The organism is Parasphingopyxis algicola (assembly GCF_013378075.1).
Lineage (GTDB): Bacteria > Pseudomonadota > Alphaproteobacteria > Sphingomonadales > Sphingomonadaceae > Parasphingopyxis > Parasphingopyxis algicola.
The window spans coordinates 1,151,463-1,172,183 of record NZ_CP051131.1; the positions used below are offsets into that span (position 1 = coordinate 1,151,463).

At 63.3% G+C, this 20,721-nt stretch carries 19 protein-coding genes and 1 pseudogene; 7 read left to right on the forward strand and 13 right to left on the reverse strand.

Features of this window, described 5'->3' with window-relative positions; all coding sequences use genetic code 11:
- Positions 1 to 102 precede the first annotated feature (102 nt).
- Positions 103 to 291: a hypothetical protein gene (locus HFP57_RS05730; RefSeq protein ID WP_176868887.1), complete on the forward strand. Its 189-nt coding sequence runs from the start codon at positions 103 to 105 to the stop codon at positions 289 to 291.
- A gap of 126 nt (positions 292 to 417) precedes the next feature.
- Here HFP57_RS05730 and HFP57_RS05735 read toward each other — a convergent pair whose 3' ends face one another.
- The 4 genes from HFP57_RS05735 to HFP57_RS05750 form a co-directional block, all read right to left on the reverse strand.
- Positions 418 to 843: a RidA family protein gene (locus HFP57_RS05735; RefSeq protein ID WP_176868888.1), complete on the reverse strand. Its 426-nt coding sequence runs from the start codon at positions 841 to 843 to the stop codon at positions 418 to 420.
- A gap of 87 nt (positions 844 to 930) precedes the next feature.
- A complete protein-coding gene (locus HFP57_RS05740) occupies positions 931 to 1,221 on the reverse strand; it encodes an antibiotic biosynthesis monooxygenase family protein (RefSeq protein ID WP_176868889.1) in 291 nt (96 codons plus the stop codon).
- Positions 1,222 to 1,253: 32 nt separating this feature from the next.
- The gene (locus HFP57_RS05745; protein ID WP_176868890.1) at positions 1,254 to 1,664 is read right to left on the reverse strand and encodes a hypothetical protein; all 411 of its coding nucleotides are present in this window, start codon (positions 1,662 to 1,664) and stop codon (positions 1,254 to 1,256) included.
- 5 nt (positions 1,665 to 1,669) lie between these two features.
- Positions 1,670 to 3,166 (reverse strand): CoA-acylating methylmalonate-semialdehyde dehydrogenase, encoded by a 1,497-nt coding sequence (locus tag HFP57_RS05750; protein ID WP_176868891.1) that lies wholly within the window; start codon positions 3,164 to 3,166, stop codon positions 1,670 to 1,672.
- A 152-nt stretch (positions 3,167 to 3,318) separates the two neighbouring features.
- Between HFP57_RS05750 and HFP57_RS05755 the strand changes: the two genes are divergently transcribed.
- Both HFP57_RS05755 and cysQ read left to right on the forward strand, forming a co-directional pair.
- Positions 3,319 to 4,902 carry a fatty acid--CoA ligase gene (locus tag HFP57_RS05755; protein WP_176868892.1) on the forward strand — a complete coding sequence of 528 codons (1,584 nt, stop codon included), beginning with the start codon at positions 3,319 to 3,321 and terminating at the stop codon, positions 4,900 to 4,902.
- Between the two features lie 148 nt (positions 4,903 to 5,050).
- Positions 5,051 to 5,851: a 3'(2'),5'-bisphosphate nucleotidase CysQ gene (cysQ, locus tag HFP57_RS05760; RefSeq protein WP_246263416.1), complete on the forward strand. Its 801-nt coding sequence runs from the start codon at positions 5,051 to 5,053 to the stop codon at positions 5,849 to 5,851.
- 153 nt (positions 5,852 to 6,004) lie between these two features.
- Here the strand turns inward: cysQ and HFP57_RS05765 are convergent, their stop codons facing one another.
- The 8 genes from HFP57_RS05765 to fsa all read right to left on the reverse strand — a co-directional run bounded on the left by HFP57_RS05765 (position 6,005) and on the right by fsa (position 13,845).
- Positions 6,005 to 6,901 carry a crotonase/enoyl-CoA hydratase family protein gene (locus HFP57_RS05765; protein WP_176868893.1) on the reverse strand — a complete coding sequence of 299 codons (897 nt, stop codon included), beginning with the start codon at positions 6,899 to 6,901 and terminating at the stop codon, positions 6,005 to 6,007.
- A gap of 46 nt (positions 6,902 to 6,947) precedes the next feature.
- Positions 6,948 to 7,259 (reverse strand): GIY-YIG nuclease family protein, encoded by a 312-nt coding sequence (locus tag HFP57_RS05770; RefSeq protein ID WP_176868894.1) that lies wholly within the window; start codon positions 7,257 to 7,259, stop codon positions 6,948 to 6,950.
- Positions 7,260 to 7,381: 122 nt separating this feature from the next.
- On the reverse strand, positions 7,382 to 9,307 hold the full coding sequence (locus HFP57_RS05775; protein WP_176868895.1) for an acetyl/propionyl/methylcrotonyl-CoA carboxylase subunit alpha: 1,926 nt from the start codon (positions 9,305 to 9,307) through the stop codon (positions 7,382 to 7,384).
- Positions 9,304 to 9,792, reverse strand: coding sequence for an endonuclease domain-containing protein (locus HFP57_RS05780; protein ID WP_343045261.1), 489 nt, complete (start codon positions 9,790 to 9,792; stop codon positions 9,304 to 9,306). Before HFP57_RS05780 ends, HFP57_RS05775 begins: the two co-directional genes overlap by 4 nt.
- Before the next feature lie 142 nt (positions 9,793 to 9,934).
- A complete protein-coding gene (locus HFP57_RS05785) occupies positions 9,935 to 11,536 on the reverse strand; it encodes a carboxyl transferase domain-containing protein (protein WP_176868896.1) in 1,602 nt (533 codons plus the stop codon).
- The gene (locus HFP57_RS05790; RefSeq protein WP_176868897.1) at positions 11,533 to 11,805 is read right to left on the reverse strand and encodes a hypothetical protein; all 273 of its coding nucleotides are present in this window, start codon (positions 11,803 to 11,805) and stop codon (positions 11,533 to 11,535) included. Before HFP57_RS05790 ends, HFP57_RS05785 begins: the two co-directional genes overlap by 4 nt.
- A 31-nt stretch (positions 11,806 to 11,836) precedes the next feature.
- A complete protein-coding gene (locus HFP57_RS05795; RefSeq protein WP_176868898.1) occupies positions 11,837 to 12,994 on the reverse strand; it encodes an isovaleryl-CoA dehydrogenase in 1,158 nt (385 codons plus the stop codon).
- A 197-nt stretch (positions 12,995 to 13,191) separates the two neighbouring features.
- Positions 13,192 to 13,845, reverse strand: coding sequence for a fructose-6-phosphate aldolase (gene fsa, locus HFP57_RS05800; protein WP_176868899.1), 654 nt, complete (start codon positions 13,843 to 13,845; stop codon positions 13,192 to 13,194).
- A gap of 145 nt (positions 13,846 to 13,990) precedes the next feature.
- On the opposite strand from fsa, the gene HFP57_RS05805 reads away from it, so the two are divergent.
- Positions 13,991 to 16,156, forward strand: a complete 2,166-nt coding sequence (locus HFP57_RS05805) for a primosomal protein N' (RefSeq protein ID WP_176868900.1) — start codon at positions 13,991 to 13,993, stop codon at positions 16,154 to 16,156.
- A 55-nt stretch (positions 16,157 to 16,211) separates the two neighbouring features.
- Here HFP57_RS05805 and HFP57_RS05810 read toward each other — a convergent pair whose 3' ends face one another.
- The gene (locus HFP57_RS05810) at positions 16,212 to 17,117 is read right to left on the reverse strand and encodes a hypothetical protein (RefSeq protein ID WP_176868901.1); all 906 of its coding nucleotides are present in this window, start codon (positions 17,115 to 17,117) and stop codon (positions 16,212 to 16,214) included.
- A gap of 64 nt (positions 17,118 to 17,181) precedes the next feature.
- Between HFP57_RS05810 and HFP57_RS17985 the strand changes: the two are divergent.
- The 3 genes and pseudogenes from HFP57_RS17985 to HFP57_RS05825 form a co-directional block, all read left to right on the forward strand.
- Positions 17,182 to 17,355, forward strand: a pseudogene (locus HFP57_RS17985) (hypothetical protein); the annotation flags it as partial.
- 52 nt (positions 17,356 to 17,407) lie between these two features.
- Positions 17,408 to 19,144, forward strand: a complete 1,737-nt coding sequence (locus HFP57_RS05820; RefSeq protein ID WP_176868903.1) for a tetratricopeptide repeat protein — start codon at positions 17,408 to 17,410, stop codon at positions 19,142 to 19,144.
- A gap of 90 nt (positions 19,145 to 19,234) precedes the next feature.
- Complete coding sequence (locus HFP57_RS05825) at positions 19,235 to 20,719, forward strand: tetratricopeptide repeat protein (RefSeq protein ID WP_176868904.1); 1,485 nt, start codon at positions 19,235 to 19,237, stop codon at positions 20,717 to 20,719.
- Positions 20,720 to 20,721 lie beyond the last annotated feature (2 nt).

Genomic DNA, 20,721 nt, shown 5'->3' on the forward strand with positions numbered 1-20,721 from the left:
CACCGGCCAAGCCGCCCGCGCCAGTATCCTGTTGCCCGTCCCGGGCGAACTCTCTAAAATGGTACGGAACGAACGATACAGCTGTCGGCAGGAGTAAGACCCGTGAGGACATTTGGCGCGATCATCATGCTGCTAGCGTTGTCCGCGTGCAGCCGGCATGTCGACTGGACCTATCTCGACTGGAACGGGCTGGCGGTCGATGTCTGCGAGGATGTCGACAGCTGCGAGGTCGAGGATGCGCGCGACTATCAGGGCGCGCCGCACGAACAGGCGATGCGCGAACCGCGCTAGCCGCCAGCGAAGGCATATGGCTGTTCGTCATTGCGAGCGCAGCGAAGCAATCCAGAGCGGCTGGCGACGGCCTTGGCGGCTCTGGATTGCTTCGTCGCTGCGCTCCTCGCAATGACGAGTGGTGAACTAACGGGTCGCGATCACGGCTTCCGCCTCTATCTCCACCTTCCATTCGGGGCGCAGCAGCTCGGCGACGACGACCATCGTCGCGGCGGGCCGGATATCGCCAAACAACTCGCCATGGACCGCGCCGATCGCATCGCCGTCCACCGCATCGGTCACGAACATGCGCGTGCGCACGACATCGGCCATGCTGCCACCCAGCTCGCCGATCGCCGCCTCGATGATCGCGAAACAGCGCCGCGCCTGTGCAGCCGCATCGCCCGGCGTCGAGCTGCCATCGGCTTCGATCGGGCCGGTGCCGGAGACGAGGATACGGTTGCCGGTGCGGATGGCGCGGGAGAAGCCGAACGCCTTTTCGAAGGGGGAAGCGGAACCGGTGTGCTGCCTGCCGGAATCAGACCCGGTGTGCTGCCTGCCGGAATCAGACATGGATGTCGCCTTTCGATGAACAGTGAGTCCCCTGGCGAACGCGGCGTCTCGCCGATTCCGCCGTTCGGGCAAAGACCATAGCCTATTCTACATCCGCTCGAAATGCTCGACGGCGCAGCTCGCTATCAGATGCTCCATGCCCGCGGGTATATGCGCTTCGTGCCAGGCACTGCCGAGCGCATCCTGCAATGCCTGGAGCGACGTCCATTCGGAGACCATCACATAATCGTCGGGCGTCCACTGCGTCGGTCTGCCGATGGACACCGATTCCATGCCTTGGCAGGATTCCATGAACGGGACGGAGACGGTCCGGTATTTCTCCTCGAACTCGTCTTCCAATCCGATTTTGATGCACGCCCGGAAAATACGGATGATCATACCAGTCTCCTATTTGGATCGAGAGCCGGGCCCTATTTCGAGGCATCCGCCGGCATCTGGCTCCCGACCTCGGCATCGATTGCCTCTTCGTCCACTATTTCCCGTGTCATGCGGAAGTCGCCAGCAATATCTTCGAGCGACCACCGCCCCTCGATCTGCCGACCATCGGAGGATAGCGTGCCGTCATAGTCCACGCGATGAGCTGCGTCGCTTGCACCGTCATAGGTCTTCGCGAAGCTCACGGATCGCCCCCGCCGCCCGCCATTTACAAAGGCGTTCAATTCTGTCGAGGAGAGACCGATAGCGTTCGGCTCGCTGATGGTTCCGTTCAGAGCGCCATTGTCCTCGGTCAGGACAGCGAGGAACGATACCGGGCTGCCCATCCAGCTATGATCGTAACCGAATTGGCCGATCCAGAAACCGGACAAATTCAGCCTGTTCATGCTCCCTACCCCATCGTCGGGATCACGAACGCATTGCTGCCGTCGCCGCCGCCATCGGGCCAGCGCTGGGTGATCGTCTTGATCTTGGTCCAGAATTTGACGCCTTCCATGCCGTGCTGGTTGGTGTCGCCGAAACCCGAGCGTTTCCAGCCGCCAAAGGTGTGATAGGCGACGGGCACCGGGATCGGAACGTTGATGCCGACCATCCCGACATTGACCCGGTGCGCGAATTCGCGGGCGGCATGGCCGTTGCGCGTGAAGATCGCGACGCCGTTGCCATATTGATGCTTCGAAGGCAGTTCGAGCGCTTCCTCGAAGGTCTTGGCGCGCACCATCTGGAGAACGGGGCCGAAAATCTCTTCCTTGTAGCTCTCCATGCCCGGCTTCACATGATCGAACAGCGACGGACCGATGAAAAAGCCGTTTTCATGGCCTTGGAGGCTGAAACCGCGGCCGTCGACGACCAGCTCGGCGCCCTCGTCGACGCCGGTCTGGATCCAGTTTTCGACCCGCTGCTTGTGCTCGGCGGTCACGACGGGGCCGTAATGCGCCTCGCCGTCAGTGGAGACGCCGACGCGCAGGGCGTCGATCGCCGGGATCATCTTCTCGCGCAACCTGTCCGCCGTCTCGTCGCCGACCGGTACGACCACGGGCAGCGCCATGCAGCGCTCGCCGGCGCTGCCAAACGCCGCGCCCGCCAGATCGTTGACCACCTGGTCGAGATCGGCGTCGGGCATGACGATGCCGTGATTCTTCGCGCCGCCCATCGCTTGGACCCGCTTGCCGTTCTCGGTTCCGCGCTGATAGACATAATGGGCGATATCGGTCGAGCCGACAAAGCTCACCGCCTTGATATCGTCATGGTCGAGGATCGCGTCCACCATCTGCTTGTCGCCATGGACGACCTGGAGGATGCCGTCGGGCAGGCCTGCTTCCTTCATCAGTTCGGCGAGCCGCACAGGAACGCTCGGATCGCGCTCGGACGGCTTGAGGATAAAGGCGTTGCCGCAGGCGATGGCCACGCCGAACATCCACATCGGGATCATCGCGGGGAAGTTGAACGGCGTGATGCCGGCCACGATGCCGAGCGGCTGGCGCATCGAATAGACGTCGATACCGGGGCCGGCGCCCTGCGTATATTCGCCCTTCAGTGCATGCGGGATGCCGCAGGCAAACTCGATCACGTCTAATCCGCGCTGCACGTCGCCGGCGGCGTCCGCGACAACCTTGCCATGCTCGGACGACAGCAGCTCGGCCAGCTCGTCCATATGCGCCTCGACCAGCGCCTTGAACGCGAACATGACGCGCGCGCGTTTTTGCGGGTTGGTCGCCGCCCAGGCCGGCTGCGCGGCGTTGGCTGCGTCGACCGCCTTCTGCAACTCGTCGGCCGTGCCGAGCGAAACCTTCGCCTGCACTTCGCCGGTGTTCGGGTCCCAAATGTCATGCTGGCGCGATCCGCCGCCGGCTGCATTGCCACCAATGAAATGCTCCACCGTGCGCATTGCTTTCCTCCAATTTCCAAATACAAGTTGCCGCACGCCATAAACCGCAAAAGCGGGCAACGCCATGCTGTCTATATTGACGGTGGCTAAGTTTTATTTGGACGCAGCGGACCCGGGGGCGGGACGCATGCGCCGGAGGATTGGGGACGAGGATGCATGAACCACATGACGCGGAAACGCTGAACGAACTCGCCGATTACTGGGCGGACAGGAAGCCCGATCATATCGGCTATCGGTTCGAGGGGCGGGAAACCACCTTCGCCGAGTTCCGCGACACGACCGTCCGCCTGTCCCGCGCCTTGCGCGCGGCCGGCATCGGCAAGGGCGACCGGATCGCCTGGATCGGCAAGAACAGCGACCGCTATTTCGCGCTCCTCTTCGGCGCGGCGCGCGCCGGGGCGGTGACGGTGCCGATCGGCTGGCGGCTCGCGCCGAAGGAGATGGCCTTCATCCTCGAGGATTCGGGCGCAGTGGCGCTGGTTGCGTCGCCCGAATTCGCCGAACTCGCGCAGGAGCTGGCCGCCGACATCCCGGCGATCCAGTGGGTGCTGGCCAGCGAACCGGGCTGCGGCATCGACAGCCCCGAAGATTTCATGGAGAAATATGGCGACGCACCCGAACTCGAGGAGCTGCCCAAGGGGAGCGATCCGCTGGTTCAGCTCTACACGTCCGGCACGACCGGCAATCCCAAGGGCGTGGTGCTGACCCAGGGCAATTTCCTCAAGAACAGCGACGGAAACCGGCCCGAAATCCCGCATTGGGATGTCTGGGGCGAGGACGAAGCCGGGCTGCAGGTCATGCCGGTCGCGCATATCGCGGGCACCGGCTATGGCATCGCGCCGCTCAATCGCGGCGTGTCCTGCAATATCGTCGCCGAGTTCAACCCGGGCGAGATCCTCGACCTTATTCACAACAGGCATCTGACCCGCTTCTTCCTCGTGCCGGCGGCGCTGCAGATGCTGATCACCGATCCCAAGGCCGCCGAGACGGACACGAGCGGCGTCGTCCAGATCAACTACGGCGCTTCGCCCATGCCGCTCCAGTTGCTGCGCGATTGCATGAAGGCCTTTCCGAACGCGGGCTTCTGCCAGTTTTACGGGATGACCGAGACGACGGGAACGATCGTCGTGCTGCCGCCCGAGGATCACGATCCGGAGGGCAATGAGCGGATGCGCTCGGCCGGCAAGCCGCTGCCGGGCATCGAAGTGAAGATCGTCGACGAGAATGGCGAGGAGGTCGGCGTGCGCGAGGTCGGGGAAATCTGCACCCGCTCCAACGCCAATATGGCCCATTATTTCAAGCAGCCGGACAAGACCGCCGAAACGGTCGACGATGATGGCTGGCTCAGGACCGGCGACGCCGCCTATCGCGACGAGGACGGCTATATCTACATCCACGACCGGATGAAGGACATGATCATCACCGGCGGCGAAAATGTCTATCCGGCCGAGGTCGAGAATGCGCTGTACGAGCATCCGCATGTCTCGGAAGCCGCGGTGATCGGCATCCCCGACGAGAAATGGGGCGAAGCGGTAAAGGCGATTGTCGTACCCAAGCCGAACCAGGAGGTCGACGAGGCGCATGTCATCAGCTTCGTGCGGGAGCGGATCGCGGGCTTCAAGACGCCCAAATCGGTCGATGTGATCGCCGAGATGCCGCGCAACGCGAGCGGCAAGATCTTGCGAAAGGATTTGCGCGCACCCTATTGGGAGGGCAAGGATCGGCAGGTGAACTGACATCCCGGATGATGCGGCCATCCGACCAAAACACCCGCTCGGGCTGAGCCTGTCGAAGCCCTGCCCTTTCCTCAAAACCGTTGAAAGAAAAGAACAACCCTTCGACAAGCTCAGGGCCAACGGAATTGAATTACTCGAAAGGTAAGATTTGCAACGCGAAACCCATCTCGAGCTGATGATCGACCTGGCGCTGAAAGCCGGAGCCGCGATCGACGCGGTCTACCGGACCGATTTCGACGCCGAGGACAAGGGCGACGGTTCGCCGGTAACCGCCGCCGACACAGAAGCCGAGGCGATCATCGAGGCGGGGCTCAGGGCGGCCCAGCCCGATATCCCGATCCTCGCCGAAGAAGCGGCGTCGGAGGGCCGCATCCCGGAATTGGGCGATCGTTTCTTCCTCGTCGATCCGCTCGACGGGACGCGCGAATTCGTTTCGCGCAACGGCGAGTTCACGGTCAATATCGCGCTGATCGACCATGGCCGGCCGATCTCCGGCGTCGTCTACGCACCGGCGATCGACAAGCTCTATCATGGCGCGATGGGCGAAGGCGCCTTCTACCAGGAGGTCGCCCCCGGCCAGGCGCGCGCGGATGCCGAACATCCGCACGAGATCGAAGCGCGTTCCTCCTTCCACAAGAATCTCACCGCCGTGGCGAGCCGCAGCCATCGCTCGCCCGAAACCGACGCGCTGCTCGAACGGATCGGCGTCAAGGAATGCACGCCCGCCGGCTCCAGCCTCAAATTCTGTCTGCTCGCCCAAGGCTCGGCCGACGTCTATCCGCGCCTCGGCCGGACGATGGAATGGGACACGGGCGCCGGCCAGGCCGTGCTCGAAGCGGCCGGCGGACGCGTCGATATCCTCGAAGGGCAGAACGAGGCGGGACCGTTGACCTATGGCAAGAAGGACCGCGGCTTCGACAACCCCCATTTCATCGCCTGGGGAAGATGATTTCTTTATCAGACTCGACCTGTCGGTCGAGCGCCGCACCGGCCCGCACCCCCTCCCGGCCTCACACAGGGTACACTTATTGGGAGGCCGGGAGGGGGTGCGGGCCGGTGCGGCGATTTCCCGCTAGGGAAATTCTGACAAACCTAAACCAAATCAAAACTCCGGATCGTCAAACCAGCGCGACAGGTCGGGCATGTCCGAACTGACCGTATTCGGATAATCGGCCGGGCGCTTCTCCAGGAACGACACCACGCCTTCCTTCGCGTCCTCCTGCCGTCCGCGATACCAGATTGCCCGGCTGTCCATCCGATGTGCCTCGATCGGATGCGCCGCGCCCAGCATCCGCCACAGCATCTGCCGCGTCATCGCGATCGACACCGGCGCGCTCTCCGCCGTCATCTCGGTCGCCAGAGCGCGGGCCGCGGGGATCAGCTCGTCCGGCTTGTGGATCGCCTGTACCAGCCCGCCGGCCTTGGCCTCTTCGGCCCCGAACACATCGCCCTTGTAACACCATTGCAGCGCCTGACTGATCCCGACGAGCCGCGGCAGGAACCAGCTCGACGCCGCCTCGGGGACGATCCCGCGCCGCGCAAAGACAAAGCCGAACCGCGCATGATCGGCGGCGAGACGCACATCCATCGGCAGGGTCATCGTCGAACCAACGCCGACCGCCGCGCCGTTGATCGCGCCGATCACCGGCTTCTTGCAGTTGAAGATGCGCAGAGTGAGCTGCCCGCCCCCGTCGCGCGCGCCGCGATGGTTCCAGTCGACGCTGCCATCTTCCTGCATCGGCGTATCGCGGTCGAGCCGCTTATCGTAATCGAACGTGTCGCCGCCGGACGACAGATCGGCCCCGGCGCAAAAGGCGCGATCGCCTTGGCCCGTCACGATCACCGCGCGGACATCGTCATCCGCATCGGCCTCGTCGAACGCGGCGATCATCTCGTGCATCATCCGCTCGGTGAACGCGTTCATTTTTTCGGGCCGGTCGAGCGTGATCGTGAAAATGCCGTCCGAAAGATCGGTCAGGATGGTTTGATAATCGGCCATGGGGCTCTCCTCTTGCCGACCAGCTTCCGCCAGCTTGACGTAAAGGTCAACCGTCGGGCGCGGAGTCCAATCCCAAACCGACGGCCAGATCGACCCAATTCGGATTTTCGGACTCGATCAGGTTCATCTTCCATTCGCGATGCCAGTTCTTGAGTTGCTTTTCGCGCGCGATGGCGTGTTCCATGTCGTCGAACATCTCGAAACGGACGAGGCGGGCTATTCGATAACGCGAGGCATGGCCTTTCGAGAGCCCATTGCGATGCTGATGGAGCCGCTTCAACAAGTTCGAAGTGACGCCGATGTATAATGCGCCGTTAAACTGTTTGGCGAGAATATAGACGCAGGGTTTGCGTTCCATGCGCCGAGCTTAGCACAACCACAAACCGTCATGCTGAACTTGTTTCAGCATCCACTCTTCAGTTTGCGACGATTATCCCAGCTGGTTGGTGGACCCTGAAACAAGTTCAGGGTGACGAAAGCCTATTCCTCACTCGCCTCGATCTGCACGAGCACGGCGCCTTCGGACACCTGCCCGCCTTCTTCGGCGTTCAGCTCGGCCACCGTCCCGTCGAACGGCGCGACCAGGCTGTGCTCCATTTTCATCGCTTCGAGCGTGAGCAGTTTCTGCCCAGCCGTCACGCTGTCTCCGGCGCCGACCGAAACGGCGATAATCTTGCCGGGCATGGGGGACAGGATCGCGCCGTCCGCGGCAGCACCGACAGCCGAGCCGCTGGCAGGTCGGGGACGAACTTCGTATGAAAACCCGTTCGAAAAGGCGATGGCCCCTCGCCCGTCCATGACGAAGGGCTTCTCGCCAGTGAAGTCGCCGATCGAAGCATTATCAGGAAAACTAACGGTAGTTTGCTCGCCATCAACCCAAAGGACAACATTGCGCTCGCGGTCTCTGTTCAATCGAAACCCGGCAATCTCAAGATCGGCATCGTAACCAGATGGCCCCGGCCACCCCCAATCGGCGCTCATCCAAAGTGCGACGCCGCCGAGAATGTCGTGGTCGATGTCAGGTTTTTCGAAAACGTCCTGCTCTAGCGATCCGATGAAACCGGTTGTGATGTCGCCTGACCGAAACGCCTCGTGTTCGAGCAGGTTCGCCAAAAAACCAGCGTTTGTCCTGACTGGGTGAACGCGTATGGATCGGCACGCCTCAGCCAAATGATCGATCGCTTCTTCCCGGCTATCTGCTTGTTCGATCAGCTTCGCGATCATGGGGTCATAATGTGGCGAGATCGAGTCGCCTTCCTCCACCCCGCTATCCTGCCGGTCATTGTGGAAATAGCCCAGTTTCCCGCCAAAGTAGCTGAATATTTCCAACTTGCCCGTACTCGGCAAGAACCCGCTCGCCGGGTCCTCCGCATACAACCGCGCTTCCATCGCCCAGCCGTCAATCGACAGCTCGTCCTGTTTCTTCAGCAGCTCCTCGCCGCTCGCCACGCGCAGCTGCCACTCGACCAGATCCTGCCCGGTGATCTCCTCGGTCACCGGATGCTCGACCTGCAGCCGCGTGTTCATTTCCATGAACCAGATGCGGTCGGCACGCAGGCCGTTCGAGGCGTCGGCGATGAATTCGATCGTGCCCGCGCCTTCATAATCGACCGCCTTGGCGGCGCGCACGGCGGCGGCGCAGACTTGTTCGCGCGTCGCTTCGTCCATGCCCGGCGCGGGGGCTTCCTCGATCACCTTCTGATGGCGGCGCTGGAGCGAGCAATCGCGTTCGAACAGATGGACGACATTGCCTTGGGAATCGCCGAAGACCTGCACCTCGATATGGCGCGGGCTCTCGATCCATTTTTCCAAGAGCACGATATCGTTGCCGAACGCGGCCTTGGCCTCGCGGCGACAGGATTGCAGCGCATCCGAAAAATCCTCGGCGGCCTCGACCTTGCGCATCCCCTTGCCACCCCCGCCCGCAACGGCCTTGATCAGGACCGGATAGCCGATCTGCTCGGCCTGTTCGGCCAGGAAATCGACGTCCTGGTTCTCGCCCAGATAGCCGGGCGTGGTCGGCACGCCCGCTTCGTCCATCAGCGTCTTCGCCGCATCCTTGAGGCCCATGGCGCGGATGCTCTCCGGCTTCGGCCCGACCCAGAGCAGGCTCGCGTCCAGAACGGCCTGCGCAAAATCGGCATTCTCCGAGAGAAATCCGTACCCCGGATGAATCGCCTCGGCGCCCGTCTCCTTCGCCGCCGCGATAATCTTCTCGCCGACCAGATAACTCTCCGCCGCCGGCGACGGGCCTATGTGAACGGCTTCATCCGCCTCGCGCACATGCAGCGCCTTGGCATCGGCATCCGAATAGACGGCAACGGTGCGGATACCGAGTGCCCGCGCGGTACGGATGATCCGGCAGGCAATTTCGCCGCGATTGGCGATGAGGAGAGATTGGATCACGACAAATCCTCCCCGGTACGGATCGACGGGTCGGATCGTCCTCCGGACGACCCTTGACCATGCGGGGCATGGTCAACCCGCCGATGGGGACCAGCCGCGGGCTGGTGGAGGGGTCCTCCCTCACCACATCGCGCAACGATTCCCTCGATCACACCCTCCAAATTGCCCAAAACATCCCGAGCCGATATCCGCATCGTCCGATATCCCTGTTCCGCCAACGCCGCATCGCGTACTTCATCCCTTTCCGGCCGATCGCCCATGCCATGCGCCTCGCCATCAATCTCGATCACCAGCCGCGCCGCCATACAAACGAAATCTCCCACATACGGCCCGATGGGATGCTGCCTGCGAAATTTGAAACCGCCCGGTCGCTCGCGCAGCTCGCGCCACAACAGCACCTCGGGCAGCGACATGTCCTTGCGCAGGTTACGCGCCCTGCGCACCGTATTGCGCGGCGCGTGCAAGGTCTGATGCACGCGCTTCACGAAATCTTCCCCGGCACGGGGAGGTGGCAGTGCGAAGCACCGACGGAGAGCTCGCCCCTACCGAAACGGGCGACCCCTCCACCGCCTTCGGCGGTTCCCCTCCCCGTGCCGGGGAGGATTTTGGATGCGCGCATCGCCATCATCACATCCTGAACACGCCGAACGCGGGCCGCTCGGCAATCGGCGCTTCCAGCGTAGCGGAGAAAGCCAGCCCCAGCACGTCGCGTGTCTGCGCCGGATCGATAATGCCGTCGTCCCAGAGCCTAGCCGTCGCGTGCCAGGGGTTGCCTTCGTCTTCGTAGGTTTGCCGGATCGGGGCCTTGAAGGCTTCGGTCTCTTCCTCGCTCCATTTATCCGCATCGCGGTGGACGGTGGCGAGGACGCTGGCGGCCTGTTCGCCGCCCATCACGCTGATCCGGCTGTTCGGCCAGGTAAAGAGGAAACGCGGGCTATAGGCGCGCCCCGCCATGCCGTAATTGCCCGCGCCGAAGCTGCCGCCGATCAGCAGCGTGATTTTGGGGACGGTCGCGGTGGCGACCGCCGTCACCAGCTTCGCGCCATGCTTGGCGATGCCCTCGGCCTCGTATTTCCCGCCGACCATGAAGCCCGAGATATTCTGCAAGAACAGCAGCGGGATGCGGCGCTGGCAGGCGAGCTCGATGAAATGCGCGCCCTTTTGCGCGCTCTCGCTGAACAGCACGCCGTTATTGGCGAGGATCGCGACGGGCATCCCCCAGATATGCGCAAAGCCGCAGACCAGCGTCGAACCGTACAGCGCCTTGAACTCGTGAAACTCGCTACCGTCGACGATCCGCGCGATGATCTCGTGGACGTCATAGGGCGCGCGAACATCGTCGGGGACGATGCCGTACAGTTCCTCCGCATCGAATTTGGGAGCGCGCGGTTCGACCAGCTTCACGCCCGGATCGTGCGGCGCGTTCAGGGTCGAGACGATATCGCGAACGATGGTCAGCGCATGTTCGTCATTCTCGGCGACATGATCGACGACGCCCGATTTGCGGCCATGGAGATCGCCGCCGCCCAGATCCTCCGCGCTGATCTCCTCGCCCGTTGCCGCTTTGACGAGTGGCGGGCCCGCGAGGAAGATCGTGCCCTGCTCGCGGACGATCACCGTTTCGTCGGACATCGCCGGGACATACGCCCCGCCCGCCGTGCAGCTGCCCATGACGCAGGCGATCTGCGGGATGCCGAGCGCGGACATGTTGGCCTGATTGAAGAAGATGCGCCCGAAATGGTCGCGGTCGGGAAACACCTCGGCCTGGTGCGGCAGGTTCGCGCCGCCGCTATCGACGAGATAGATGCACGGCAGCCGGTTCTGCTCGGCAATCTCCTGCGCGCGCAGATGCTTCTTCACCGTCATCGGGTAGTAAGTGCCGCCCTTCACCGTCGCATCGTTACAAAGGATCATGCACTGGCGACCCGAAACCCGGCCGATCCCCGCGATCATCCCGGCGCCGGGCACCTCGCCGCCATACATGTCGCAGGCGGCCAACTGGCCGATCTCGAGAAAAGGCGAACCCGGATCGAGCAGCCGCTCGACGCGATCGCGCGGAAGCAGCTTGCCGCGCGAGACATGCCGCTCGCGCCGCTTCTCGGACCCGCCCAGCGCCGCCTTCGCGACATCGGCGCGCAGCGCGTCGACGAGTTCGCGGTTATGCGCGCTGTTGGCGCGGAACGCCTCGCCGTTGGTGTCGATCTTCGTATCGAGTGTCGGTGCGCTCAACTGGCGGCCTCCTTTGGTTCTTCATGCGCGATCAGATAACGGTACACCCCGATACAGTTGATCACGAGCAGGACGATATTCTGGATGCCGATGGCGAGCCCCTGCTGGCCCATGAACGCCCAGGCGATGAGCGCCAGCGACGAGCTCACGAAGATGATGAAGCCGAACCCCGTCTTCTGCGCGCCGAGATTGAGCGAGACGATCAGCGCGGCGACGGCCCCGGCCCCCGCGCCATACCATTGCAGCACGAAGAGCATGGTGTCGTTCACGCCAGGCCCTCGCTGAAGGAGAGGGACTTACTCAACCCGCCGCCCCGATCAGTTCGCGTCCGATCAGCATGCGGCGGATTTCGTTGGTGCCGGCGCCGATATCGAGCAGCTTCGCGTCGCGCATGTAGCGTTCGACGGGCCAGTCCTTGGTATAGCCCGCGCCGCCCAGCGCCTGCACGGCTTCGAGCGCGACCTGCACGGCGTTTTCGCTCGCGAGCAGGATCGAGCCGGCTGCATCGAAACGCGTCGTCTGCCCGGCGTCGCAAGCGCGCGCCACGGCGTAGACATAGGCCCGCGCGGAATTCAGCGCGACATACATGTCGGCGACCTTGGCCTGCATCAGCTGGAAACTGCCGATCGGCTGGCCGAACTGTTTGCGCTCGCGGACATAGGGCAGCACGACGTCCAGGCATGCCTGCATGATGCCGAGCTGGATCGCGGCGAGCACCGCGCGCTCGTAATCGAGGCCGCTCATCAGCACGCCGATCCCGCCATTGACCGGGCCCATCACATTCTCGTCGGGTACCTCGCAATCGTTGAAGACAAGCTCGGCCGTGGGGCTCCCGCGCATCCCAACCTTGTCGATCTTCTGGCCGATCGAGAATCCCGGCATGTCCTTCTCGATGAAGAAGGCCGTGATCCCGCCCGATCCCTCGCCGGTCTTGCCATAGACGACCAGCGTATCGGCGTGCGACGCGTTGGTGATCCAGAATTTGGTGCCGTTGAGGATATAGCCGCCCTGCACCGCGTCCGCTTTCAGCTTCATGCCGACGACGTCGGAGCCCGCCGCGGCTTCGGACATGGCGAGGCTGCCGACATGCTCGCCGGAGATCAGCTTGGGCAGATATCTGGCCTTCTGCTCGTCATTGCCCCAGCGGCGGATCTGGTTGACGCAGAGATTCGAGTGCGCGCCATAGCTGAGGCCGACCGAGGCGCTCGCGCGGCTGACTTCCTCGACCGCGACGCAATGGTCGAGATAGCCGAGGCCGAGCCCGCCCCACTCTTCCTCGACCGTAATCCCGTGCAGGCCGAGCTCGCCCATTTGCGGCCAGAGCTCGGCCGGGAACCAGTCTTCCGCGTCGATCTTCTTCGCGAGCGGTCCGATCTTGTCGGCGGCGAAGCGCGACGTCGTCTCGCGGATCATGTCGGCGGTTTCGCCAAGGCCGAAATCGAGGGTGGGGGCGGACATAGGGCAACCTTCTGTTGAAAGAATGTTGCTTTAGCAAGCCGCGCGCCCGCCCGGAAGGGCCGGAGATGATTTCGGGGCGGGTCCGATTTTCTCCTTCGTCACCCCGGACTTGATCCGGAATCCAGGGCGGCAAGTGAATCCGCCTTTGGCCCTGGACCCCGGATCAAGTCCGGGGTGACGAGTCTTTTTTTTGAGCCTCAGCCGATGCTCTGCCCGGTCTTTTCCCAGTCCGCCAAAAACGCCGCGAGGCCCTTGTCGGTCAGCGGATGGTTGAAGAGCTTCAGGATCACGTCGGGCGGCATGGTCGATACGTCCGCGCCCATCTTCGCGGCCTCAAGGATATGGATCGGGTGGCGGACCGAGGCGACGAGGATTTCGGTCTCGAAATCGTAATTGTCATAGATGATCCGGATATCGGAAATGAGGTTCATCCCGTCATAGCCGATATCGTCATGCCGGCCGACGAACGGCGAGATGAAGCTCGCGCCCGCCTTGGCCGCGAGCAACGCCTGGTTGGCCGTGAAGCACAGCGTGACGTTGACCATCGTGCCGTCGCTCGTAAGCGCCTTGCAGGTCTTGAGCCCGTCGACGGTCAGCGGCACCTTGATCGCGATATTGTCGGCGATCTTCCGCAGGACTTCGGCCTCCTGCATCATCGCCTCATGCTCGGTCGCGACGACCTCGGCCGAGACCGGCCCGTCGACGATCCCGCAAATCTCCTTGGTGACCTCCATGATGTCCCGGCCAGCTTTGTGGATCAGCGACGGGTTGGTCGTCACGCCGTCGACGAGGCCGGTGGCGGCGAGTTCGCGGATGGCGTCGGTATCGGCGGTGTCGGCGAAGAATTTCATGGCGGAGGCGGTCCCGTATCGGAAGGTGAGTCGTGTTGCCGCTATAGCCCAATCGCCGGAGCCGCTGTAGCGGCTATCCACAGACAATCGGGCAAGACGGACCATCCGGCTTTTCAGCCGGCGCACATGACCTATTGTATCGCATGTGACCCGCGTCCGCGTCCTGATCCTCAACGCCGCGCTCGGCCCGCTCGACTATCGGGTGCCGGGCGGCATGGCCGCGCCGCCGGGCAGCATCGTCAAAGTGCCGCTCGGGCCGCGCCAGGTGACGGGCGTGGTCTGGGACGATGGGCGGCTGGAGGGCGCGCCGGTCGCGGCGGAGAAGCTGCGGCCGATCCTCGGCGTCTATGACGCACCGCCGATTCCCGAAACGCTGCGCCGGCTGATCGAATGGACGGCCGACTATTATCTTGCGCCCCTCGCCTCCGTGCTCCGCATGAGCCTTGCGTCCACCAGCGGCTATTCGGGCGAGAAGACGATCACCGAATACCGCGCCTCGGGCGGAATGCCCGAGCGGATGACGCCGAAGCGCGAACAGGCGCTCGAGCTGATCGGCGACAGCCAAGGCATCATCCGCGAGCTTTCCGAGATCGGCGAGGTGTCGGTCGGCGTGATTCGGGGGCTGGTGAAGGCGGGCGCGCTCGAACCGGTCGAGGTCTCGCTCGACGCGCCCTTCCCGCTCCCCGATCCCGATTTCGGCCCGCCCGAGCTCGAGGAGGGCCAGCAACAGGCCAGCGCGCGGCTCGTCGAAGCGGTCGAGGCGCGCGCGTTCGCGCCGATCATGCTCGACGGCGTCACGGGATCGGGCAAGACCGAGGTCTATTTCGAAGCCATCGCCGAAGCCTTGCGCATGGGGCGGCAGACGCTCGTGCTGCTCCCCGAGATCGCGCTGACCGAGCCGTTCCTGACCCGCTTTACCGCGCGCTTCGGCTGCGAGCCCGTCGCCTGGCATTCGGGGCTGCGCCAGTCCGAACGCCGCCGGGCCTGGCGCGCCATCGCGACCGGCGAGGCGAAGGTGACGGTCGGCGCGCGCTCCTCGCTCTTTCTCCCCTATCCCAAGCTCGGGCTGATCATCGTCGACGAAGCGCATGAAAGCGCCTTCAAGCAGGAGGAAGGCGTCATGTACCATGCCCGCGACGTCGCGGTGATGCGTGGGCATTTCGAGAGCTTCCCGATCGTCCTCGCCTCGGCGACGCCGGCGATCGAGACCAAGCAGATGGTCGAGATCGGCCGCTATGAAAGCGTCACCCTGCCCGGCCGCTACGGGGCGGCGGAACTGCCCGAGCTTGCCGCGATCGACATGCTGCAGGACCCGCCGCCGCGCGGCTCCTGGCTCGCGCCGACGCTCGTCCGCGCGGTCGAGGAGACGCTGGCCCGCAAGGAACAGTCGCTGCTTTTTCTGAATCGCCGCGGCTATGCGCCGCTCACATTGTGCCGCACCTGCGGCCATCGCTTCCAATGCCCGAACTGCACGGCCTGGATGGTCGAGCACCGGCTGCTTGCCCGCCTCGCCTGCCATCATTGCGGCCATGTCATGCCGCCGCCCGACGAATGCCCGGAATGCGGCGCAGAGGACAGCCTCGTTGCCTGCGGCCCGGGCGTCGAGCGGATCGCCGACGAGGTCGCCGCGCTGTTTCCCGAGGCGAAGACCGCGATCGTCACCTCCGACACGCTCTGGTCGCCGGCCAAGGCCGCCGAGTTCGTCCACCGGATGGAGGCCGGCGATATCGATATCGTCATCGGCACGCAGCTGGTGACGAAAGGCTATCATTTTCCGAACCTGACTCTGGTCGGCGTCGTCGATGCCGATCTCGGGTTGCAGGGCGGCGACCTGCGCGCGGCCGAACGCACCTTTCAGCAGATCATGCAGGTTTCGGGGCGCGCCGGGCGCGGCGACAAGCCGGGCCGCGTCTTCATCCAGACCCACGAGCCGACCGCGCCGGTCATCGAGGCGCTGGTGTCGGGCGACGCGGAGAGCTTCTACGAAACCGAGACCGAGGCCCGGCGCTTCGCCGGAGCGCCGCCCTTCGGCCGCTATGCCGGGATCGTCATCTCCTCGGAGGACGAGAAGGAAGCGTTCGAGACTGCGCGGGTCATCGGCCAGACCGCGCCCAAGGTCGAGGGCATGATGGTCCTCGGCCCCGCCCCCGCCCCGCTCGCCATGCTGCGCGGCCGCCACCGCCAGCGCCTCCTCGTCCATGCCCGCCGCGCGCTCGACGTGCAGAGCGTGATCCGCGACTGGCTGGGCGAGCGGGACTGGCCGAAAGGCGTGCGTGTTACCGTGGATGTCGATCCGTATTCCTTCCTCTAGCGCCAGCAGTCCGCTCTGGTGCGTCGGGTCAGCGCATCGATATCTCGGCCGAGATTTAGTCGCGCTCGAAGAAGTGGCGGAAGAACTTCGCGTGACGAGCCTTGTAGGGCTCCAAGATGCGCCGGGCTTCCTCGCGGTCGCCGAACCAATATTGGCAGAAGGCGGTCTTGCCGATCGTCGCGTCGGGGAACTGGCGGCCTATCACCGTGCACTGCTGTTCAAGGGAAGCTTCCATGCGTTCGATGCGCTCGATGCGCTCTTCGAGCGTGAAGTCGTCGGTGACGATCTTGGTCTGCAAATCGTCGGGGATCGGATCGACGATCTTGAAGTAAAGCGAACCGTCGGCGATTTGCCGAATAACGCGGACGTAAGGCAGGATCAGTTCAAGCCCGTAGGTGAGCCAGGGCAGAGTGATCGATTTGAAATCCTGGTGAATGAGGATGGTCGAGCCGGGGATGTAGTGTCGCGCGATGATGGCCCAGGTGCGCTTCCAAACCTCGAGCGTTTTAGCGATGTCGATGTGGCCGATCTCTATCGGGCGGCCGATCCATTCGATCTCGCAAATGTCGCCCGCGTAAAGATTGATGAGGCTGCGATAACGGTCGACGACTTTCTCAAAGACGCAGATGTCCTCTTTGATCGGACCGCCGAGAATCTGGGTGACGAGGTCGGCGTCAAAGATGCGTTTGGCGTTGTCTTCACCGAACATACCGAAAGCGTGGATGCGGGCGATCTTCTCGGCGTGAGAGAGACGCTTGTTTCTCTCCAGACCCATGCCGAGGAGATAGGTGCTGCCGCCCAGGAACGTGCCAAAGTCGACAATCTCCCCAACACCAGTGAATTCATGCTGCGCAACGTTCACCAGAAACGAGCGCTCGATCTCGGTCGTCTGCGAGAGCGTAGCGAGATCCGCCGGATCGGGTATGCTGCTGTAACTGGACGGGAAATCGATCGTGTGCATCGCGCTACCTCTTCTCAAAAATGCCTCAATAGGGAGAAGCCTGGCGAATGGCTACATCCGGCTCGGCCAAGTTCCCGCGCCGCTCGCGATGCTCCGCGGCCGCCACCGCCAGCGCCTCCTCGTCCATGCCCGCCGCGCGCTCGACGTGCAGAGCGTGATCCGCGACTGGCTTGGCGACCGAGACTGGCCGAAAGGCGTGCGTGTGACCGTGGATGTCGATCCCTACAGTTTTCTTTGAATGCGATAATCAAGCGCGTTGCCGCGAAAACGGCGCGTTGATAGTAAAAGCCATGCGGTTTCTGATCTTTATCGCGGCAACGCTGCTCATAGTCGCACCAGCCGATGCCCGGTGGCGCCGCGGGGAATCGACGAACTTCATCGTCTATGCCGAATTTTCAGAATCGCGCATGCGCGAATATGTTGCCGAGCTGGAGCGTTTCGATGGGCTTTTGCGGCGTTTCAGCGGTCTGGAAACAGTGCAATCCCTGAACAAGCTGCGGATATTCGTCGTCCGCAACCAGGGGCGGATTTCGCGCTATCTGGACGGGAATATGCGGGTCGGCGGCATCTATTTTTCCGATCCGCGCGGGCCTTACGCCATCGTCCCGCGGCGAAGCGCCGGCTATGGCCGGTTTCGCGTGACCGGCCAGAATGTTCTGTTTCACGAATATACGCACCATTTCATGATGCAGTATTTCCCGACCAGCTACCCGGCCTGGTATGTCGAGGGCTTCGCCGAATTCTACTCGACCATCCGCTTTCGCGACGACGATGAGGTGGAATTGGGATTCCCGGCGCGGGACAATGTCCCTTGGCTGCGCCTCTTTCCCTGGATTCCCCACGAAACCCTGCTTTCCAACAGGCTGCGCAACAATCGCATGACTTATGCGCAGGGATGGCTGCTCGTCCATCACGCCGCATTTCATCGCGAAACGCGCGAAGCCTTGAACGGCTATTTGCGGGCGATCAGCGACGGTATCGAGCCGAGCGAAGCCTATAGCCGGAATTTCGGTGACTGGGATCCCGGTCTCGACGAGATTCTGACCGCTTATGGAACGGGACGGCGAATTCCCGTCCTTCGCCTCGTCCTCGATCTGCCTCCGAGCGGCCCCGTCGAAATCGAGGAGCTGACCGACGACGAAGCCGCTATCGCTCTTCTGTACGCGCGCGAAGGAGAGCAGCTTAACGACCGCGTCGAAGACCTGCTCGAAGAATATCCCGATGTGCCTCAACTGCATGTCGAAGCCGCGATCTCGGCCATCGCGCGTCAGGATTATACGACTGCGATCGAAGCGGCCGATACGGCGCTGGCGATCGATGCCGACCATGTCGAGGCCAACATCTACAAGGGCGTCGCGACGCTTTTGTCGATCACCGCCCAAGCGAGCGATGACGATACCGCAACAGCTGAATCGGAGGACACAGGCGAGGAGTCCGCCGACGGGGCCGAATTCGACGTCACGGCATTCTTCGGATTCGATGCCGGGGAAGAGCTGGCCGCCGACCCCCGCTGGGAGCAAGCGCGCGGCCATTTCATCCGGGCCAACAATGCCGACCACAACAATGCATTGGCCCTGCTCTATTATTATCTGTCCTACCCGGATCGCGAAGACCGGCCCGACGATGCCATGGCGGCGCTCAATCAGGCCTATCAGTTCGTGCCGCAATCGCCGATCATCAGACTGCTTCTCGGTCGCGAAATGCTCGAGGACGGACGCTTCGAAGAAGCCGGTGCGATCGTCCGGCCGGTGGCGCAGGATCCGCACCAATCCGGCAGCCGGATCATGGCGTTGCTGATCCAGGAACTTGGCGCCCGCGAAGCCGGGTTCGATCAGGCCAGTGCCATTCTGGAAGAGCTCCGGGCCGAAGCCGAAGCTGCCGAGGCTGCGGATGCGGAAGCCGAATCCCAAGTGGCCGCGGCGGCCGAAGAGGAAGCGCCGGAAGTGGGAGACGAGACCGATACTGTGGACGATCCGGTCGCAGGGGCTGTCGACAGTCCGGCAACGGAAAACGATCCAGAGCGGTAGACCCGGCCCCGCATCGCGCGAGCGCTACCGACGAATAAGCTGACATCGCAGCGTTTTGCAGCTATCTGAACCGGGGAGGCAATCGGGCGGATGATGCGCTGGATCGGTGTTCTTATCGCGACGCTGTGCATACCCGCGGCTGTTGACGCTGCATGGCACCGGGCCGAGTCCGATCATTTCATCATATATGCCGAGCTGAGCGAGGATGAGATCCGCGAGCGCGCGATCGAACTGGAAAGCCTCGACCGAGTGATGCGAGCCATGACCGGCACGCCGGAACAAGCCGCAGAGGTCAAACTGCGCGTATACATGGTGACAAACTACAACGCCGTCGTCCGCTATCATGGCGGCGGAGACGTGGCCGGCTTTTACAATCCTTCGATGCGCGGTCCCTTTGCTGTGGTCCCGCGGCGCAATGTCAGTTCGGGCACGTTGGGCATGACGGCCAACCATGTGCTGTTCCATGAATATGCGCATCATTTCATGTATCAATATGCGCCGTCCACCTATCCCAGCTGGTATGTCGAAGGCTTTGCGGAGCTCTTCGCGACGGCCGAAATCCGGGACGATGGCTGGGTTGAGATCGGCCGCCCCTTGCCCCGTGGGGTAGCATCTTTCCAATGGGGCCGCCGGCTCCGCTATGCGGACATATTGTCCAACGCCCAGCCGAACGCGAACATGACCTATGTACAGGGCTGGATACTCGTCCATTACGCCGCGTTCGACAGCGAGGCAGGCGCGCTGCTGAACCGGTATCTGCAGGCGCTCGCGCAAGGCACAAGCGGATCCGAAGCCTATGCGGCCACGTTCGGGCGGCTTGACGAACCTTTGGACCGGACGCTCCGGGACTATGGCCTCGGGCGGCGGGTGCCGGGCATCGCCCGGCGGATCGAACCGATCGATCCGTCCACCATCACGATCACGGAGCTGTCCGAGGTCCAGGCCGAGATCGCGATGCTCTTCCCGCGCAATCCCGATCGGCTCGAGCGGCAGGTCAGACGGGCCGTCGAACGCTATCCGAACGAAGCGCAGGCGCATGTCGAACTCGCCAGGTCTCTGGAAGCCGACGAGGACATGGAGGCGGCCATGCGGGCGATCGACCGCGCGTTGCAACTCGATCCGGATCACGTCGAAGCCAACAATATGAAGGGCGATCAGCTGATCATGGCCGCGCGCGCGACCGATGACGCGGACGACCCCAACTGGGAATTGGCGCGGCAGCACTATCTGCGCGCCAACCGGTCCGATCCGCGGAACGCGCGCGCCTTGCACGGCTATTTTGATTCCTATCCGGACCCGCAAGACCGGCCTGATAACGCCATGGCTGCCCTGGAATCCGCCTTTTTGCTAGTTCCGCAGAACGCGCATTTGCGGATCGATCTGGCACGGGCCTATCTGGATCGCGGCGAATATCGTGACGCGCTCGACGCGATCATGCCGGTGGTCCAAACCCCGCACGTGGAACCCGGCGACGAAATCGTTCAGATCGCGGATGCTGCGCGCCGAGGCTTGGCGGTAGATTCCGGCACAGGCGCGTCGAACGCTGAGGAAACAGCCCTCGAAGCGACAGAATAGCG

What these genes read in the sequence shown, in the direction of transcription:
- HFP57_RS05750 (WP_176868891.1), bottom strand. Translation starts at nt 3,166, where the DNA reads ATGCGCACGGTGGAGCATTTCATTGGTGGCAATGCAGCCGGCGGCGGA.
- fsa (WP_176868899.1), bottom strand. Translation starts at nt 13,845, where the DNA reads ATGAAATTCTTCGCCGACACCGCCGATACCGACGCCATCCGCGAACTC.
- HFP57_RS05765 (WP_176868893.1), bottom strand. Translation starts at nt 6,901, where the DNA reads ATGGCCGATTATCAAACCATCCTGACCGATCTTTCGGACGGCATTTTC.
- HFP57_RS05825 (WP_176868904.1), top strand. Translation starts at nt 19,235, where the DNA reads ATGATGCGCTGGATCGGTGTTCTTATCGCGACGCTGTGCATACCCGCG.
- HFP57_RS05755 (WP_176868892.1), top strand. Translation starts at nt 3,319, where the DNA reads ATGCATGAACCACATGACGCGGAAACGCTGAACGAACTCGCCGATTAC.
- HFP57_RS05745 (WP_176868890.1), bottom strand. Translation starts at nt 1,664, where the DNA reads ATGAACAGGCTGAATTTGTCCGGTTTCTGGATCGGCCAATTCGGTTAC.
- HFP57_RS05770 (WP_176868894.1), bottom strand. Translation starts at nt 7,259, where the DNA reads ATGGAACGCAAACCCTGCGTCTATATTCTCGCCAAACAGTTTAACGGC.
- HFP57_RS05810 (WP_176868901.1), bottom strand. Translation starts at nt 17,117, where the DNA reads ATGCACACGATCGATTTCCCGTCCAGTTACAGCAGCATACCCGATCCG.
- HFP57_RS05740 (WP_176868889.1), bottom strand. Translation starts at nt 1,221, where the DNA reads ATGATCATCCGTATTTTCCGGGCGTGCATCAAAATCGGATTGGAAGAC.
- HFP57_RS05735 (WP_176868888.1), bottom strand. Translation starts at nt 843, where the DNA reads ATGTCTGATTCCGGCAGGCAGCACACCGGGTCTGATTCCGGCAGGCAG.
- HFP57_RS05820 (WP_176868903.1), top strand. Translation starts at nt 17,408, where the DNA reads ATGCGGTTTCTGATCTTTATCGCGGCAACGCTGCTCATAGTCGCACCA.
- HFP57_RS05795 (WP_176868898.1), bottom strand. Translation starts at nt 12,994, where the DNA reads ATGTCCGCCCCCACCCTCGATTTCGGCCTTGGCGAAACCGCCGACATG.